This is a genomic window from Streptomyces sp. NPDC047017, from assembly GCF_040644175.1.
GTDB lineage: Bacteria > Actinomycetota > Actinomycetes > Streptomycetales > Streptomycetaceae > Streptomyces.
The window spans coordinates 269,410-285,851 of sequence record NZ_JBEYVW010000007.1; the positions used below are offsets into that span (position 1 = coordinate 269,410).

The 16,442-nt window shown below is 72.3% G+C and carries 15 protein-coding genes; 6 read left to right on the forward strand and 9 right to left on the reverse strand.

The features are described from left to right. Entirely contained in the window at positions 1-1,266 is a 1,266-nt protein-coding gene (locus ABZ858_RS14805; RefSeq protein ID WP_361376873.1) for an MFS transporter, read from the reverse strand. A 62-nt stretch (positions 1,267-1,328) separates the two neighbouring features. On the opposite strand from ABZ858_RS14805, the gene ABZ858_RS14810 reads away from it, so the two are divergent. Continuing rightward, positions 1,329-1,889, forward strand: coding sequence for a CGNR zinc finger domain-containing protein (locus ABZ858_RS14810; RefSeq protein ID WP_361376876.1), 561 nt, complete (start codon positions 1,329-1,331; stop codon positions 1,887-1,889). 82 nt (positions 1,890-1,971) lie between these two features. Here ABZ858_RS14810 and ABZ858_RS14815 read toward each other — a convergent pair whose 3' ends face one another. From ABZ858_RS14815 to ABZ858_RS14845, 7 genes are all read right to left on the reverse strand, one after another. Continuing rightward, positions 1,972-3,321 carry a hypothetical protein gene (locus ABZ858_RS14815; protein ID WP_361376879.1) on the reverse strand — a complete coding sequence of 450 codons (1,350 nt, stop codon included), beginning with the start codon at positions 3,319-3,321 and terminating at the stop codon, positions 1,972-1,974. A gap of 97 nt (positions 3,322-3,418) precedes the next feature. Continuing rightward, entirely contained in the window at positions 3,419-3,838 is a 420-nt protein-coding gene (locus ABZ858_RS14820) for a hypothetical protein (RefSeq protein WP_361376882.1), read from the reverse strand. A gap of 23 nt (positions 3,839-3,861) precedes the next feature. Continuing rightward, complete coding sequence (locus ABZ858_RS14825; RefSeq protein ID WP_361376885.1) at positions 3,862-5,007, reverse strand: acyl-CoA dehydrogenase family protein; 1,146 nt, start codon at positions 5,005-5,007, stop codon at positions 3,862-3,864. An 81-nt stretch (positions 5,008-5,088) separates the two neighbouring features. Then, positions 5,089-6,366: an aminotransferase class III-fold pyridoxal phosphate-dependent enzyme gene (locus tag ABZ858_RS14830; RefSeq protein WP_361376888.1), complete on the reverse strand. Its 1,278-nt coding sequence runs from the start codon at positions 6,364-6,366 to the stop codon at positions 5,089-5,091. A 115-nt stretch (positions 6,367-6,481) separates the two neighbouring features. Then, positions 6,482-7,459, reverse strand: coding sequence for a ketoacyl-ACP synthase III (locus ABZ858_RS14835; protein WP_361376891.1), 978 nt, complete (start codon positions 7,457-7,459; stop codon positions 6,482-6,484). 1,133 nt (positions 7,460-8,592) lie between these two features. Next, a complete protein-coding gene (locus ABZ858_RS14840) occupies positions 8,593-8,868 on the reverse strand; it encodes a DUF4190 domain-containing protein (protein ID WP_361376894.1) in 276 nt (91 codons plus the stop codon). Continuing rightward, the gene (locus ABZ858_RS14845; RefSeq protein ID WP_361376897.1) at positions 8,865-9,035 is read right to left on the reverse strand and encodes a hypothetical protein; all 171 of its coding nucleotides are present in this window, start codon (positions 9,033-9,035) and stop codon (positions 8,865-8,867) included. Before ABZ858_RS14845 ends, ABZ858_RS14840 begins: the two co-directional genes overlap by 4 nt. Positions 9,036-9,286: 251 nt before the next feature. On the opposite strand from ABZ858_RS14845, the gene ABZ858_RS14850 reads away from it, so the two are divergent. Beyond that, positions 9,287-9,952, forward strand: a complete 666-nt coding sequence (locus ABZ858_RS14850) for a maleylpyruvate isomerase N-terminal domain-containing protein (RefSeq protein WP_361376900.1) — start codon at positions 9,287-9,289, stop codon at positions 9,950-9,952. A 53-nt stretch (positions 9,953-10,005) separates the two neighbouring features. Here the strand turns inward: ABZ858_RS14850 and ABZ858_RS14855 are convergent, their stop codons facing one another. Continuing rightward, a complete protein-coding gene (locus tag ABZ858_RS14855; protein WP_361376903.1) occupies positions 10,006-11,199 on the reverse strand; it encodes an ROK family transcriptional regulator in 1,194 nt (397 codons plus the stop codon). Between the two features lie 263 nt (positions 11,200-11,462). Here ABZ858_RS14855 and ABZ858_RS14860 point away from each other — a divergent pair, with 263 nt between their 5' ends. From ABZ858_RS14860 to ABZ858_RS14875, 4 genes are all read left to right on the forward strand, one after another. Further along, positions 11,463-12,725, forward strand: coding sequence for a Gfo/Idh/MocA family oxidoreductase (locus tag ABZ858_RS14860; RefSeq protein ID WP_361376906.1), 1,263 nt, complete (start codon positions 11,463-11,465; stop codon positions 12,723-12,725). A 199-nt stretch (positions 12,726-12,924) separates the two neighbouring features. Further along, positions 12,925-13,260: a family 20 glycosylhydrolase gene (locus ABZ858_RS14865; RefSeq protein ID WP_361376909.1), complete on the forward strand. Its 336-nt coding sequence runs from the start codon at positions 12,925-12,927 to the stop codon at positions 13,258-13,260. Between the two features lie 65 nt (positions 13,261-13,325). Further along, positions 13,326-14,105, forward strand: a complete 780-nt coding sequence (locus ABZ858_RS14870; RefSeq protein WP_361376912.1) for an endonuclease/exonuclease/phosphatase family protein — start codon at positions 13,326-13,328, stop codon at positions 14,103-14,105. Positions 14,106-14,270: 165 nt separating this feature from the next. Then, positions 14,271-16,391, forward strand: coding sequence for a DUF4157 domain-containing protein (locus tag ABZ858_RS14875; RefSeq protein ID WP_361376915.1), 2,121 nt, complete (start codon positions 14,271-14,273; stop codon positions 16,389-16,391). The last annotated feature ends 51 nt before the right edge of the window (positions 16,392-16,442 follow it).

Here is a 16,442-nt window from a genome sequence, read left to right on the forward strand (position 1 = left end):
TCACTGGCGCGAGGCGTGCGGCTCCACGGACTCCGACCGGGGGGCGGGGTCCTCCGCGCCGGGGTGGCGTTCGCGTTCGCCGAGGCCGGCGATCAGGCCGATGAGGGTGGTCACCACTGTACAGGTGACGATGGTGACGGTCGGGGTGGTGGCCCGGATCAGGGCGGCCGTCAGGAGTGCGGCGGCGCCGTAGCCGAGGCCGCCGGCGGCGTACAGCAGGGAGAAGCCGGTGGCCCAGACGTTCTGCGGGAGCCGGCGCTGCATGGCGAGGTTCCGGATGATCATCAGCGGGCTGTAGAACAGGCCGCCGAGCAGGAAGGCGCCGAAGATGCCCGTCAGGTGGCCGGTGGCGGCGCTGACGGTGAGCGCGACGGTCATGGCGGGCAGCAGGAGCAGGGTCTGGGCGGCCGCGGAGCCGGGCCAGGTGCGGCGGCCGTAGGCGAGTCCGGCCGCGATGCTGGCCAGGGCGAAGGCGCCGGTGACGATGCCGGTCAGGGCGAGCGGGTGGCCGGTCTCCTGCAGGCGCGGGGGCAGGGCCACGTCCATGGCGCCGACCAGGAACATGATGGCGGCGGCCAGGACCACGGTCGGCCAGGCGAGGCGGACCGCGGTGAGGGTGGAGGCGGGCGCGTCGTCGCCGTCCTCGCCGCCCACCGGAGTGTGCCGGATGCGCGTGGCGAACGCGAGGGGGGCCGCGGAGGCGACCGTCATCACCAGCAGCGCGATCCGCGGGGACGCCTGGGTGGACAGCAGCGAGGCGAGCACCGGGCCGCTGGCCCACACCGCCTGGTTCAGGGCGCTCTCCAGGCTCAGCGCGGCCGGGCGCAGCGGCTCGGGCGTGGTGCTGGAGAGCTGGGCCCGCATCCCGCCGGGCACCCCGGCCGCGATGCCCCCGGCGGTGAACGCGAGGGCGATGAGCAGCAGCAGCGGGACATGGCCGGCGAGGACGGCGAGCCCGGTGAAGGCGGCCGCCTCGGCGGCCAGCGCCACGCGCAGCTGGCCGAGGAAGGGCTTCTTGTCGAACCTGCGGCCCATCACCGGGGCGCCGGCCGCTTCCCCGATGGCATGGGCCGCGGCCAGCACACCGCCGGCCGAGAACGATCCGGTGCTGTGCCCGAGGAACACCAGTGCCAGTGGGGCCATGGCGACGGGCAGGCGAATGAGCGCCATCGCGCTGTACCAGGCGGTGGCGCCGTCGCGGCGCAGGACGTCTCGGTAGGTGGGGGCCGGCGCTGACGCCGCGGCCATCGTTGCGTTACCACTCATAGTTTTTAACGGTAACCGGGACCAGGGGGTGGCAAACCACTGTTACCGGCTAAGCTGTACGGATGGGTAAACAAGCTGGGGCGACCGTGGTGGGTCCGCAGGTGGAGGAGATGCGGGCGTTCCTGAACACCTGGCTGATCCCGAACGACACGCGGGAGGAGACCGAGACGCTGCCGGACCTCGCGGGCTCGGCACAGGCGTGGTCGCAGGCGCTGGCCCATGTCCCCCGGCCGCGCCCGGACGAGCTGCCGGACCTGCGGCGGCTGCGTGACGATCTGCGCGCGGACGTGACCGACCACGCCAGCGGGCGGCTGGACGACTGGCTCGCCCGCCGCCCGCAGACCGTGCGCGTCGGCGAGGACGAGCTGCGGCTGGAAGGACCCTCCGGGCCGGTCGACGTCGTCCTGCGCGATGCCGTCCAGCTGGTGCTCGCCGGACGCTGGAACCGGCTCAAGGCATGCCCGGACTGCCGCTGGGTCTTCTACGACCAGTCCCGCAACAACACCCGCGCCTGGTGCAGCATGTACGCCAACGAGACCGGGCGGGCCTGCGGCAGCATCGCCAAGGTGCGGCGCATGCGGCAGGCGCAGCGGGAGCGGGCGGCGGCCCCCGGCACCCAGTGAGCGCGCCGCCGCCGCGCGCGGCCCGGTGGGCACGCGCGCGACGGCGGCGCGGCGAGCGGTCGGTGATACGGGCCGTGGGCCGTCAGAGAGTCTCCGCGGTGCGGCGCAGCAGGTCTTCCGTGGCCGCCGCGGTCCGCGGGTCAGGTCCGTGGACGAGGTACTCGACGGTCCCGGTGTACGGGCTGTCGTCCACGAGGACGACGGCGCCGGTCTCCCCGTCGGGGCGCAGCCGGGGATCGTGTTCGATGGTCAGCGCCAGCTTGGCGAAGTCCAGGACGGGCAGGTCGTTGCGGGTCAGCAGGGTGAACCGGCTCTGGTAGTCGTCCCCGAGCAGCCGCCGGGCCGCCGCGTGCACATGGGTGCAGCCGCCGATCCGGGCGTTGACCTCGCTGAACAGCACTTCGCCGGACGGGGTGACGATGGAGTCGCAGTTCAGGTAGCCCCGGTAGCCGAGCAGCTGGAGGGTGCCGGCCATGGTGAGGGACCAGTCGGTCATCGTCCGCTCCGCCCCGGCGTCCAGGTCGACGGGCGGTACGGCGAAGCCGTTCCAGATCGGTTCCATGCGCATGTCGCCGTGGTCGAGCAGGGCCGGTGCCTCCGGCGGCTCGGGCACGTACAGCTCGCTGTACAGGGTGCGGCTGTGCGGGTGGTAGACCTCGACGACCGCTTCGCCGGGGCGCAGTCCGGCAGGGAAGTCGCGGATGTGCCCGACGACGGGGAAGTGCGCCGTCAGGGCCTGTTCGATGTCGACGCGCGCGGGGCGCCGGGGCGTCACGTGCTTGACGCTCGCGCCGATCGGGGCCACGTCAGGATCGGTGGTGAACAGCACGTTGCCGTACCCGCTGGCGCTGAAGTCCTGTTTGACGATGACGGAGCCGGTGCGGTGCAGCAGGGCGAGGACGGCCTCGGCGGTGGCGGTGCGGCTGCGGCACACCTGTCCGTGCGCGACCGGGACCCCGGTGCCGGTCGCCCAGGCCCGGAAGAACGACTTGCTGTTGAAGAAGTCGCTGCCGCCCTGCGCGAAGAACGCCCCGCCGGGGGCGCCGTCCAGCCCGAGCCGGCCGGCCAGGGCGGCGACGGTCCGGTCGTACAGGTACGGCGTCAGCGTCCAGTCGGGGCCGACGATCTCCGCGAGGCGGGTGACCAGGGGCTCGGCCAGGGCGGTGCGGGCGTCGAGAAACGTTCCCTCGGGCGGGCCGGCCGGGGCGAGCAGGGTCAGGGTGGCGGCGTCGAGGCCGAGGTGGTCGGTGAGGTAGGCGAGGAAGTCCGGGGTGGGGCGGCGGTGGGAGAGCATCGCGTCGCCGTTCTCCAGCAGCCACGCGGTACGGGTGGAGATGGCGTGCTGCTTGTGGGCTCCCTGAGAGCTGAAGTCGGAGAGCGGGCAGGCGAACATGTACTCGCTCGTCACGTTGCCCAGGACGAGTCGGGGCACGGAAGGGTCCTTTCGTGCGGGGAGGGCGGGCCGGGGGCCGGCCGGGGGTGGGGTGCCCCCGGCGGACGCCCCACGACCCACGGCCCCGGCGGTCGGGTCACGCGCCGCGTTCGGCGAGCTTGGTCAGGAACTTCTCCCGGTTGATCACGGCCCGGCCGTGCATCCCGCGCAGGATGACGGCCTCGCTGTCCCGGGCCTCCACCGCGAAGGTGAGCAGCTTGCCGTCGGCCTCGGTCAGCGTGGCGGTGACGGTGATCTCCTCACCGGCCGGCGTGGGCGCCACGTGCGCGGAGTCGTGGTTGAGTCCCACGGTCATCCAGGCCGCGCCGAGGTGGTCGCCCAGCACGTCCATGGCGGTGACCTCACTGAGCCACAGCAGGACCGGGGTGGCCAGCACCTCGACGTCGTTGTCCCAGGCGGTCGCCAGGTCGCGGGGACCGACGACGTGCCGGCGGGTGGCACAGGTGCCGACCAGGGAGTCGAACACGGGTCGGGGCGCGGTGAGCATCTCGGACATGACTGCCTCTCGTCGGTCGGGCGTCAGGCGGCCGGGGCCAGCCGCCGCATCTGGTTGAAGACGTTCTTGCGCTGCATCTCGGCGGTGCCGCCGGCGATGAGGGTGCCCAGCGCGTCCTGCAGGGCGCGCGCGGCCGGGCCCTCCATGTAGCCGAGGTGGCCGTACACCCGCAGGGCCGTCTCGGTGCCCAGCCGCAACGTCTCGCCGGCGTGGTACTTGGCCACGGAGCACAGCAGGGATGCCTGCTCCTCGCCGCGCAGCAGGGAGTCCAGCGCGCCGTAGGAGACGTACCGGGTGGCCTCGATGGCGAACTTGGCGTCGGTGATCCGGCCCTGGACGTACTGGTGGTCGGCGATCGGCACCTTGAACGCGTGCCGCTTGCGGGCGTAGTCGAGGACCTCGTCCAGGTGCGGGTCCAGGTAGGCGGCGGCCAGCACGCCGTAGAGCAGGCGGTCCAGGGCGATGGTGTTGTAGATGGCCTCGACACCGCGGCCGATGGTGCCGACGATGTTGCGCGCCTCGACCCGCACGTCGTCGAAGGCGATCGGCCCGGTCGGGCTGGTCCGGTTGCCGATCATGTTCTCCGGCTCGCCCTGGGTGACGCCCTCGTCGTGCAGGTCGATCATGAACAGGGTGATGTCGCGGTCGCCGACCTCGGGTATGCGGCCCAGCACCAGGGCCATGTCGGCCGCCGGTCCGTTGGTGATGTGGTCCTTGTGCCCGGTGAGCCGGTACACGTCGCCGTCGCGCACGGCCGAGGTCCGGCCGCGGGTGACGTCGGAGCCTCCGGTGGTCTCGGTGAGGGCCGTCGCGCCGACCTCGCCCGCCATCAGCCGGGGCACCCAGTACTCCTTCTGCTCGTCGCTGCCGTAGGTCAGCAGGGAGCGGATGAGGCCCGCCTGCGCCACCATGGACAGCGAGAAGCCGAGGTCGCGGCCGCCCGCGGCGACTCCCTCGAAGGCCGCGGTGAAGTCCCACCACGAGCCGCCGTCACCGCCCCAGCGCCGGTCCACGGCCAGCCGCCAGATCCCCGCGTCGCTGATCTCCTGCCAGGACTCGCGGTCCAGTACGCCCTTGGTGCGGCAGTTCTCGGCCCGCTCGGCGACCGTACGGGCGGCGAGGTCGGCGTAGCGCCCGCGCAGCTCGGGATCGGTGAAGTGGTGCAGCATCAGTGTTCCTTTCGGTTCGTGTCCGTGTGGGTCTCTGGGTCTTGGGGCTTCCGGGTCTTCCGGGTCTTCCGGGCGGGGCTGTCAGTGGGTGGCGGCGACCAGTCGGTCGGCCTGGGTGGCGGGGGCCGGGGTGAGCCTGCTCAGGCTGCGGTCCAGGCGCAGCGCCAGTTCCTCCAGCTCCGCGTCGGTGCTGGTCAGCGGCGGGGCGACCATGACGGACTCGGTGCGGGCGTCGATGCCGGTGGGGTACAGCAGCAGTCCCTCGGCGCGGGCGGCGGCCACGAGGTCGAGCGAGGTGCCGGGGGTGCGGTCGGGGTCGGCGTGCAGGCCGAGCGCGAGCTGCAGGCCGAGGCCGCGCACGTCGCGCACCACCGGGTGGCGGGCGGCGAGCCCTTCCAGCAGGGCGCGCAGGTGGCGGCCGGAGCGGTCGGCCCGGGCGGGGATGTCGTGGGCGATCAGGTACTCCACGGTGGCCAGTCCGGCCGCGGCGGCCAGCGGCGCGCCCGCCATGGTGTGCCCGAACAGGACGCGGCTGAGCGGCCGGTCGAACGCGGTGGCGATCTCGTCGCGTACCAGTACGGCGGACAGCGGCGCGTACCCGGCGGCGATGCCCTTGCCGAGCACCATGACGTCGGGCACCACTCCGGCGTGGTCGCAGCCGAACCAGGTGCCGGTACGGCCCAGGCCGCTCATCACCTCGTCGGCCACGAGCAGGAAGCCGTGCCGGTCGGCGAGTTCACGCAGCCGCCGGAGCACCGCCGGATCGGCCGGGACCGCCCCGGAGGAGGCGCCGCCCACCGGTTCGATGATGACGGCTCCCAGGTTGTGCGGCTGGATCTCCTCGATGGCGCGTTCCCACTGCTCGACGTCGGCGCGCAGTTCGCCGTCGCGGGGGCGGACCTTGGCGACCGTGGACTGGTTGGCGAGCAGCGGGTTCAGGCCGTGCTTGCGGACCGGGTGCCCGGAGGCGGCGAGCGCGCCGGCCGTCATGCCGTGGTAGCTCGGCTCCTCGGTCAGGATGGCGCACTGGAAGGGGCGGAACGCCTCGGCGTGGTAGAGGGTCGCCAGCCGCAGTGCCGTCTCGACGGCCTCCGAACCGGAGTTGGCGTACTGCACATGGCCGAGCGAGCCGGGCGCGAGGTCGGTCAGCAGCCGGGACAGTTCGGTCAGCGGCTGCGAGGTGAACTGGGTGCGGTAGGCGAAGCACACCGCGTCGAGCTGTTCGTGCATCCGGGAGGTGATCTCCCGTACGCCGTGGCCGAGGTTGGTGTTGATGGCTCCGGAGCAGCCGTCCAGGTAGGCGCGCCCGTCGGTGTCGTGGAGCCAGACGCCGTCGCCGTGGCTGACGGTGGGAAGCATGTCTTCTCTCTCCTCGCGTGGGGGTTTCGTGGGTCGGGCGGATTTGTCGGTCGGGCGGATTTGTTCGTTGTGGTCGGGGCTCGTCGAGCGGGGGTCCAGTCGCTCGGCGAGGCGCTCAGTACCAGGTCATGACGGACGCGCCGGCTGTCATCCCGCCGCCCACGGAGGCCATCAGGACGTGCTCGCCGCGGGTGAGCGGCTGGTTGTGGTGGCTCTCGCTGAGCGTCAGCGGGATGGAGGCGGCCGCGGTGTTGCCGTACCGCTGCGCGGTGCAGGCGAGCTTGCCGCGGTCGATGCCGAGGGCGTCGCCGAGGGCGTGCACCAGCCGCAGGTTGCCCTGGTGGAAGACGGCCCGGTCGATGTCGTCGACCGACAGGCCGGCCTCGTCGAGCGCCTGGTGCACGGCCTTGGGCACGTGCTGGAGCGCCCATTCCTTGACGGCCCGCCCGTTCATCCGGAAGAAGAGCTCGTCCGGGTCGTCCAGGGTGGTCGCCGGGCGGCGCGATCCCCCGCCCTCGACGCGGACGAAGTCACTGGTAGTGCCGTCCGCGATGAGCGCGGTGGCGTGGATGCCGTAGCCGTCCGGGACGCGCCCGACCAGAGCGGCGCCCGCGCCGTCGCCGAAGAGGCTGACGGTCCTGCGGTCCGCCCGGTCCATGATGGTCGAGTAGGTGTCGGAGCCGATCACGAGGACGCTGCGCCAGTTGCGGTGCGCGCACAGCAGCGCGTCGGCCAGGTCCAGGCCGTACAGGAAACCCGAGCAGACCGCGTTCACGTCGAACGCCGGGATGCCGGCGAGTCCGAGCCGGGCCTGCACGAACACGGCCGTCGCGGGCTGCGGTTGGTCCGGGGTGGTGGTGGCCACCACCAGCGCGTCGACCTCACCGGCGGCGGGCGTCTCCTCCAGCAACCGGGCCGCGGCGCCCACCGCGAGGTCGGAGGTGGACATGCCGTCGGGTGCGTAGCGCCGCTCCAGGATCCCGGTGCGCTCCTCGATCCACCGCTCGCTCGCTCCGGTCCAGGCACCGATCTTCTCGTTGGCCACCACTTTCGGCGGTACGTAACCAGCTGTGCAGAGTATGCCGTTGGGCATGAAATCACCCTTGTTTGGTGAATGGTTGGGTTCGTTCGCGATTGATCAAGATTGACCGAGCATCGCCTGGAAGAGCGACTACCGCAGGCTTACGGCGGTAAACAGGACCCCGGTGCACGTGATGGGCGTCACCGGGTGACATTTCGGCCACCCCGGACCCCCGGAATCCTCGGCTCAGGCCCCGTCCAGGGACGATTTTCAGCAACTCCCGCGTACTTTCGGATCCGCCGCGCGGCGGTGGTACGCCGGTCCGCGCGCCACGGAGCGGCCCGTCGGCGGCCACCGAGGGCGCAGGCCACGGAGGTTGCGCGGCGCGTCCCGCCCTCCGTCGACGCGCTCGCCCCGCAGAGCCGTCGCGCGTCGCGCAAGAGGCCGTACCCGGCCAACTCGGCCTCGCGTCCAATGCGTTTCGCTGGTAACCGCTCTCTAGTGGCCTGTCTGTTCCGCCGGTGCGTAGGCGACTACGTCTTCTGCGGTATGCCGATGCCGACGCTGCGTAGCCCGGTTTGTCACGCCCGTCGGACCGGAGGCGCCCTCATCCGATGGAGCCGACCTCGAACAGGGGCGGGGCAGACGCGCCTTATGCCTGAAATGCCCTCATGTACTCCGCCGACCGTACGGGGGAACGTCCGCGAGACACCATGTCCACTCGGGGGCGGAGGCGGGAATGGGGGCGGGCTGGTACCCGCTGCGGCTGAGCGTCGTCGAGCGGGCCTCGGACATCCGGCAGCACGCCATTGCGTCACCGGATGGAGGACGGCGCGCCGATCCCCGCCCGGGAGTGGCGCACGTGCTGCGCGCGGTGCGGGGCCCTGCTTCGTGCTGGAGCGGTGGCGCGCGCCCACAACGCCGACACCCCGGTCACCGTGGAGGTGCCGGGGTGTTCGGGGGGTGCTGGTGCTGGGCCGGGCTCAGTCCTTGCTGCTGCCGGCCGCATTGGGCGGCGTCCGTGTCCGCGGCCCGGCGGATGCGCTGCCCGGCTGCCTTCCCGACCTCGAACGCGACATCCGCGCTCGGGGAAGGACTCGGCTGAGCCGGTGCGGGCGGCCGTACCCTATGGCGTCTTGCCCGCTTCCGGTCAGCCGCTGTCGGTCAGCCGCTGTCGGTCAGCCGATTTCCGTCAGCCGATATCTTCAGCCGCCCCACACCGACCAGGGCGCCGATCCGTGCACGGAGGCCAGGATGCCCAGTACCACCAAGTCGGCGATGCCCAGGCCCAGTCCGAGCAGGGCGCGGTAGCGGCGGGGTGTGTCGCGCCGGAGCGCGACGAGGGCCAGGACGATCGCGATCGGGCCAAGGACGATGTTGAGGACGAGCAGTCCGACGAGGCCGAGCACGAAGGAGGCCACCGCCATGCCCTCGGTGTCCCGACGGCCCGTCGCACGGGAGGGAGGTGCGGTCAGCCTCATGCCCGGACCCTCCTCGTGTCGTGCCGGCGCTTGCGCTCGCGCACGGTGAAGACCGCGAGCCAGACGAGGATGACCGCTCCGAGAATCAGGGCGACGGGCCAGGGGAGGTAGGCGGCCGCTCCCACCAGGGCGCCGAGGAGGAGCAGCGCGACGACCAGGAAGAGCATGCTCACCTCCCCCGGCGGGGGTGGCCGCACGGCGGCTGCGGGCCCGTCGGTGGTGAGTCCGGTGTCTGCTGCGGCCGCTTGCTCAACGCGTTCATGACACCCAGGTGCCCGCGCGGCGCCTCCTCACGCCGCGCACGATGGCAGGATTGCCCCGCCGGGCAGACGAGTCGGCGGGCCGCCGAGCCGAGTGCGGGACGCTACGGCACGGCACTGCACGGCACGGTGGCGGCGGCAAGTGACGGGAGGGCGCAGTGGTTGAACCGGTCGGCGTGCTGAGGTCCGCGTACGGCGCGTTCGCGCGCGTGGTGACGTCGCTCGACGAGGAGGAGTCCTGGCTGCCGAGCGGGTGCGTCGGCTGGACCGTGCGGGATCTCGTCTTCCACTGCGTCGCCGACGCGCAGCGGGGGCTGGTGGCCCTGCACACGCCGGCGAAGGGACCGGTGGACCGCGATGCCACCACCTACTGGGCCGACTGGCGGCCGGACACCGTGGGGGCGGCGAACGGCCGCAGGTACAACAGGGTGTGCGCGAGCATGTTCCTGGTCTTCGATCAGTTGCGCGGCCTCTACCTGGAGACCAACGCGGCCGCCGTGACCGCGGCCGGGCGGGCCGATCCCGCCTCGCTCGTCGCCACCCAGGGCCATGTGCTCACCGCCGGCGATCTGGTGACGACGCTCGCCGTCGAGGCGACCGTCCACCACCTCGATCTCGTGGCGCACCTTCCGTCGGCCGCGCCGCCCGCCGAGGACGCGCTGGCCTGCGTACGGACCGTCCTGGACGGCTTGTCGGGCCGTCCGGTGCCCGTGGAGTGGAGTGACGAGCACTATGCCCGCGCCGCCACCGGCCGGGCGGCGCTGACGGCCGCCGAGCGGGAGCGGCTCGGCGCGGACGCGGACCGCTTCCCCCTCTTCGGCTGAGCCGCTCCGCCGCCCCGGAGGAGAGACCCCGGGGTTCCTCGGCGCCGCCCCGCTCACCTCCGTGCCGGAGGCGGGGCGAGCGGCTCGGCCACGCGGGGGTCGAAGAACCGTTCGTCGACCATGTCCAGGGCGATCCGCACCGCTCCGAGCACGACGGCCTCGCGGTCCAGGGCGGAGGCCACGACGTCCGGCACGCGGATGCAGACGCGTGCCAGTTCCCGGGTGATGTGGCCGAGCACGATGTCGGCGGAGCGGGAGATGCCGCCGCCGAGCACGACGAGCTGCGGATCGAAGGTCAGGCACAGGGCCACGATGCCCTGGGCCAGCGCGGTGGAGAACCGCTCGACCGCCGCCTGGGCGAGGGGATCGCCGGCCCGGGCGCGGGCGAACACCCGTTCCGCGACGTCCTCCGGTGCGATCCCGGCTTCCAGGCCGGGCAGGCCGATGAGGTGCATCGGGGCCTCGGCCCAGCCCAGGGCGCTCATCGCCCCGATCTCGCCCGCCGCGCCGCTGTATCCGCGCAGGGGCCTGCCGCCGACCAGGACTCCGGCGCCGGTGCGCAGTCCGGCGTGGATGTAGACGAGGTCGTCCGTGCCCTGGGCGGCGCCCTGCCAGCGCTCGGCGAGGGCGGCGGCCCGGCAGTCGTTCTCGACGCGGAGGGGGCCGGGGACGGTGTCGGCGAACGCGGCGCCGAGATCGAGGCCCGCCCATTCGGGCAGGGCGACGGACTTGACGACCCGGCCGGAGTGGTCGACCACGCCGGTCGTGGCGAGCCCGACGCTCCACAGCTCGCGGGGCTCGACACCGGCGTCCTGCGCCGCCTTCGCGATCGCCGCGCGGGCGGCCTTCAGCCGGGCGTCGGCGCGGTCGCCCGGGGAGACGGTGGCCCTGGACCGGGCGCGGAGGGTGCCGTCGAGGTCGCAGACGACGGCCGAGACGCTGTGCGCGCCGATGTCGATGCCCGCGACATGTCCGGCCTCGCTGCGGAACCGGAAGAGCCGGGCCGGGCGCCCCACCGAGCGGACGGTGTCGGCGGCGGTGTCGTCGGGGGCCGTGTCGATCCAGCCGGTGGCCACGAGTTCGTCGACGACGGTCTGCGTCACGGGGCGGGAGAGGCCGGACTGCGAGGCGAGCGGTGTCAGCGCGAGCGGTCCGGCCCTGCGCAGGGTGCCGAGCACCGCGAGGGCCCGGATCCGGCGGAGCAGCGCCGGGTCGGTTCCCTTGATCGTCACCGCGAGTTCGTTCATCCCACACCCCTGGCCCGGATTCTCGATCGTGCGAAGCGATATTAGTGCCGCCGGTCCGGCGGCCGGCCTCGTCCCGGCCGCGCCCCCGAACTGGACCTTTACTCCCACGACCAGGAATATTCCGGGCAGATGACCGCAATCACCGGCACTTCACTCACCCCGCTCGTCGATATCCACGTCCATCCCCTTGACGCCACTCGCGGCAATTATTAATCATCACCGCATTAATTATTCGCCCACCGCCAGGGGGGATGGTGCAGGACGTGCCACAGAGGCCGGCAGGACCGGTGACGCTCGTCGTCGCCGGCGCGGGAATGCGGGGAATGATCTACGCCCGCCGGGCCGTACGGGAGGGACGCGCGCGGATCGTCGGGCTCGCCGAACCACGCGCCGAGGTGCGTGAGGCGGCGGCCGCCGAGTTCGGTGTCGACCCCGCCCGGGTCTTCCACGACTGGCGTGGGCTCGCCGCCCTGGGTCGCGTCGCGGACGCGGCGGTCGTGGCGACGCAGGACTCGATGCACGCCGAACCCGCCGTCGCCTTCGCCGAGTCGGGCTATCACCTCGTGCTGGAGAAGCCGATGGCGCCGACCGAGCGGGACAGCGCCCGGATCGTCGAGGCGGTGCGGAAGGCGGGGGTGATGCTCGCGGTCTGCCATGTGCTGCGCTACACCGCCTACACCAAGGCGCTGAAGGACCTCATCGACTCGGGCCGGATCGGCGCCGTCGCGAGCATCGAGCACCTGGAGCCGGTCGGCTGGTGGCATCAGGCGCACTCCTTCGTGCGGGGCAACTGGCGCAACGAGGCCGAGTCGTCGCCCATGCTGCTCCAGAAATCGTGCCACGACATCGACTGGCTGATCCATGTGATGGGCGAGGCCCCGGCCCGCGTCGCGTCGTTCGGCTCGCTGCTCCACTTCACCCCGGAGAACAAGCCGGCCGGGGCGGCGGACAACTGCCTCGACTGCGGTGTCGAAGCGCAGTGCCCCTACTCGGCCAAGCGCCTCTACACCGGCTGCCTCGACGACCCGGCCGCCCGGCACTGGCCGCTCTCGGTCGTCACCACCGAGCACACCGAGGAAGGCGTGCTCGCCGCGCTGCGCACCAGCCCGTACGGCAGGTGCGTGTACTCCGGCGGCAACGACGTGGTCGACCATCAGGTGGTGACGATGGAGTTCCCCTCCGGCGCCACCGTCTCGTTCACCATGACCGCCTTCACCGCCGCCGAGCACCGCAAGACCCGGGTCTTCGGCACCCGCGGCTGGGTGGAGGGGGACGGGGTGCGGCTGCGCGTGCACGACTTCACCACCGACACCGTCACCGTGATCGACACCGGGACCGGTGAGGACGGCACCGCCGCCGACGGGCACGGCGGGGGCGACGAAGCGCTCATGGACGCCTTCCTCGACGCGGTCCGCACCGAGGACCGCTCCCTCATCCTCACCGACGCGCACGACAGCTTCGTCTCCCATCAGGTGGTGTGGGCCGCCGAACGGGCCCGGCGCACCGCGACGGTGGTCACCCTGTGACCGCGCCCCGGCCCCGCCCGGGCCGGCCGCCCGTACCGCTCGCCGAGAGCGGCAAGCCGGTGGCGGACGTGCGGCCGGCCAACGTACCGAACTCGTCAAGGACAAGGACGGCCGGCTGACCGCCGTACCGCACACGCTGCTCTCCACCGCGATCTGGTACGACTCCTGGTTCGTACGGCGGCTCGGCGCGCGGGTGACGGTGGAGACGATGTACGGCTTCGCCCCGGTGCCGCCCGAGCTGACCGGCGCCGAACGGGCGTACGTCCTGGGCGGGCAGGCCGGCATCCGGACCGAGCACATGGACTCGCCGCGGACCGTCGGCTACTTCGCGTTCCCCCGCCTGTGCGCGCCGGCCGAGGCGCTGTGGAGCACGGACGAGCGCCGGTACGAGGAGTTCCGCGGCCGGCTGGAGCGCCGGCTGGGGCGGCTGGACGCGGTGGGTGCCGAGTACCGGCGCGAGAGCGGCCCCCTGCCGTGGCAGACCCGCCCCGACCGCCCCTCGGAGGTGCTCCCCGGTGTCCTGCGCCCGGTGTGATACGGAGGTGTCGGTGTACCCCGCGTCATGGCAGCAGCTGCATGTGAAGGGTGGTGACGGCTCTGGTGGCGAAGGGAGTGACGCCGGTGTCCCGGGCGGCGGAGCCCGGCCGTGAACTGACGGTGGTGACCTTCAACATCCACCACGGCGCGGACCCGGACGAGGTCCTGGACCTGGAGCGGATCGCGCGGGTCGTCCAGGATGCGGGGGCCGACGTGATCGGCCTTCAGGAGGTGGACCGGCACTGGTCCGCGCGCAGCGGCCACGTCGACCAGGCGGCATGGCTCGCGGGCCGCCTGGACCTGCACCTGGCCTACGGCGCGAACCTCGACCTCGACCCGCGACGCCCCGGCGACCCGCGCCGCCGGTACGGAACGGCGATCCTGTCCCGCTTCCCCCTCCTGGACCCGCGCAACACCCCCCTGCCGCGCTCCCCGGAAGGCGAGCAGCGCGGCCTGCTGGCGGCGGACATCGCGGTACGCGGCACCAGGCTGCGTTTCCTGACCACGCATCTGGAGTTCCTCTCCCGGGGCGAGCGGCTGGCGCAGGTGGCCGCGATCAATGACCTCGTGGACGCCTCCCGCCGCCCCACGGTCCTGGTGGGCGACCTCAACACCACCCCGGACAGCGAGGAGATCACCACCCTGACCCGCCGCTTGCGGGACACCTGGCCCCTGGCCGGACACGGCTCCGGCTTCACCCACGAAGCCCGCACCCCCACGGCCCGCATCGACTACGTCCTGGCCTCCCCCACCCTCCACGCCCACCACGCCCAGGTCCTGCCCACCACGGCTTCGGACCACCGCCCGGTACGGGTCGAGCTCACGCTTGCTGCCGGTCCCTGAGCGTGGCGGCGTCGCCGTCAGCACGTCTGTCGACGCGCCGGCATCTCGCTGTGCGGCCGTGGGGGCACCCCGCTGTGCCCTCATCACTGCCCCCGTAGCCCTGGACCGTACCGCGTGGTTCGGGTAAGGCTGGGGGGCCAGCCGTTCGCGCGAAAAGGGAGCTCCGTGCGCGCACATGAGAATCAGGACGCCCAGCAGACTGGTGCGCAGGTCAAACGTGGCTCCGTGCCCGCGCCGAACGCGGCGGCCGGACGGCTGCTGAATCTGCAGCGCCTCGCGGGGAACGCGGCCGTGTCGCGGGCCGTGGAGGAGGAGCGGCACGCGCACGGGCCCGGCTGCGGGCACCCGGAGACGGCGCCCGCCGGAGGGCAGGCCGCCGTTCAGCGCCGGGTGTCGCTGGGTGAGGCGCACGGGCCCGGCTGCGAACACCCGGAGACGCCCGCCGGAGGGCAGGCCGCCGTTCAGCGCCGGGTGTCGCTGGGGGAGGCGCTGGCCTCACCGGGCACCCCGCTGGAGCCGCGTATCCGCAACAAGGCGAAGCAGGCGTACGGGATGAGTTTCGATCATGTCCTGATGCACTCCGGGCCGGTCGCGCAGCGGTCGGCGGCGGAGCTGGGCGCGCTCGCCTACACCACAGGTTCGGACATCGTCAGCCAGGAGCCGAACCTGGACGACGAGACGCTGTTCCATGAGGTCGACCATGTCTACCAGCAGGCCATGGGGCCGGTGGCGGGGACCTCCAACGGTGCGGGCGCCAATGTGTCCAGCGAGAACGACGCCTTCGAGCGGAGCTCCGCCGCCAACGGCCGCCGGCTCTCCCAGGGCCAGGCCCCCGACCTCACGCTGCCCGGCGACGCCGGGCACTCCGCCTCCGTGCAGCGGGCGCCCGCCGCTGCCCACGGCCCCGCCGTGGCGGTGCAGCGCAAGGGCCACGAGAAGCTCAAGGAGCAGATCAAGCCCCAGCAGTCCACGGGCGGCTCCCTCATGTCCTGGATCAAGAAGCCCGACCCCCAGAGCCGGGTCACGGCGCCGGTCCGGGACGCGATCCAGGCCTACGACGACTCCCCCCAGCGCGACCCGAACCACTGCATGGGGCAACTGGCCGACATCCAGCAGCAGGCGTACATCCTCATGGAGGAGGCGCAGAAGGCCGCCGAGCGCGCTTACCTGGAGGAGGCGCTGCGGGTCATCCGGGCCGAGATGGAGGTGCTGGGCGGTCAGGTCGACCGCGATCAGCAGATGCCCGCCGCCGCCCGCACCCCGTACAAGGACATGACCGATCGCGGCACGCTGTGGAAGGACCCGGAGTTCCGGAACGGGACCCTCAACCTGGGTATGGAGGGCGCCAGTTACGTCCGTGAGCTGTCGGAGATGAACCGGGCCGACCAGCGCAGGGAGATCGGCGGCCGGAGCGAGGACGCCTGGGTGCGGGGCGTCCGTGCGAAGCTGTCGAACGCGCTGGAGCAGAGTGTGGTCGCCCACTACACCCCGCGGGCCCGCTTCGACGCGATCGAGAAGTCGGCCGACAAGAGCCTGAAGTCGAAGACGGAACTCGACCGGCAGAGCGTCGGCGACAAGCACAACACCATGAACGTCGACACGTACATGCTCGCCAACGACGGTTTCGTGTTCTTCTACATCGAGCCCGCGGGCCTGAAGGGCCGCAAGTCCCGCTTCGGTGAGGGCAAGGAGGGTGAAGGCGAGGGCAAGGCCCGTATCGAACTCGGGCTGGCGGAGTCCGGCCTGCTCACCCGGGGCTGGATCATGCTGAGCGACTTCGTGCAGCGTGACTACCCCGATATCCTCACCGCCAAGGACAAACCGGATCAGGTGACGGGCTCCGCGCAGAGCGACGGCGCCTCCGAGGTCTCCCGCAAGTTCGAGCGGGGCATGCTGAGCGAAGACCAGCTCATGGAGTCGCTCACCGCCTTCGGCCACATCGAGAACACGGAGGAACGGCAGGCGCACCAACTCGCCCGCCAGTACGCCCACATGGACCCGGGCAGCCACATGAGCTACGGACCGGGGAACCAGTTGCAGCGCCCCGAGCTGCTGCACAACAACATCCTCGCCGGCCCCGACATCCTGCCCGGACTGGTCGACCGCGTCGTGGTCGAGATCATGCGCTTCGAGCAGACCAACCCCGCGCTCGCGAAGAGCCTGAAGGAGATGAGCGGCGCGGACCTGATGAACTTCCTGCTGCGCCATCTGATCAAGAACCAGGCGATGATCCCCAACACGGTGGACATCTCCAAGGCCAAGGTCACCGCGGAGGAAGGGCCCTGACCCGGCGACGGCGGACGAGCGGTTCGTTCAAGACGTGACCCACGGGTGCGG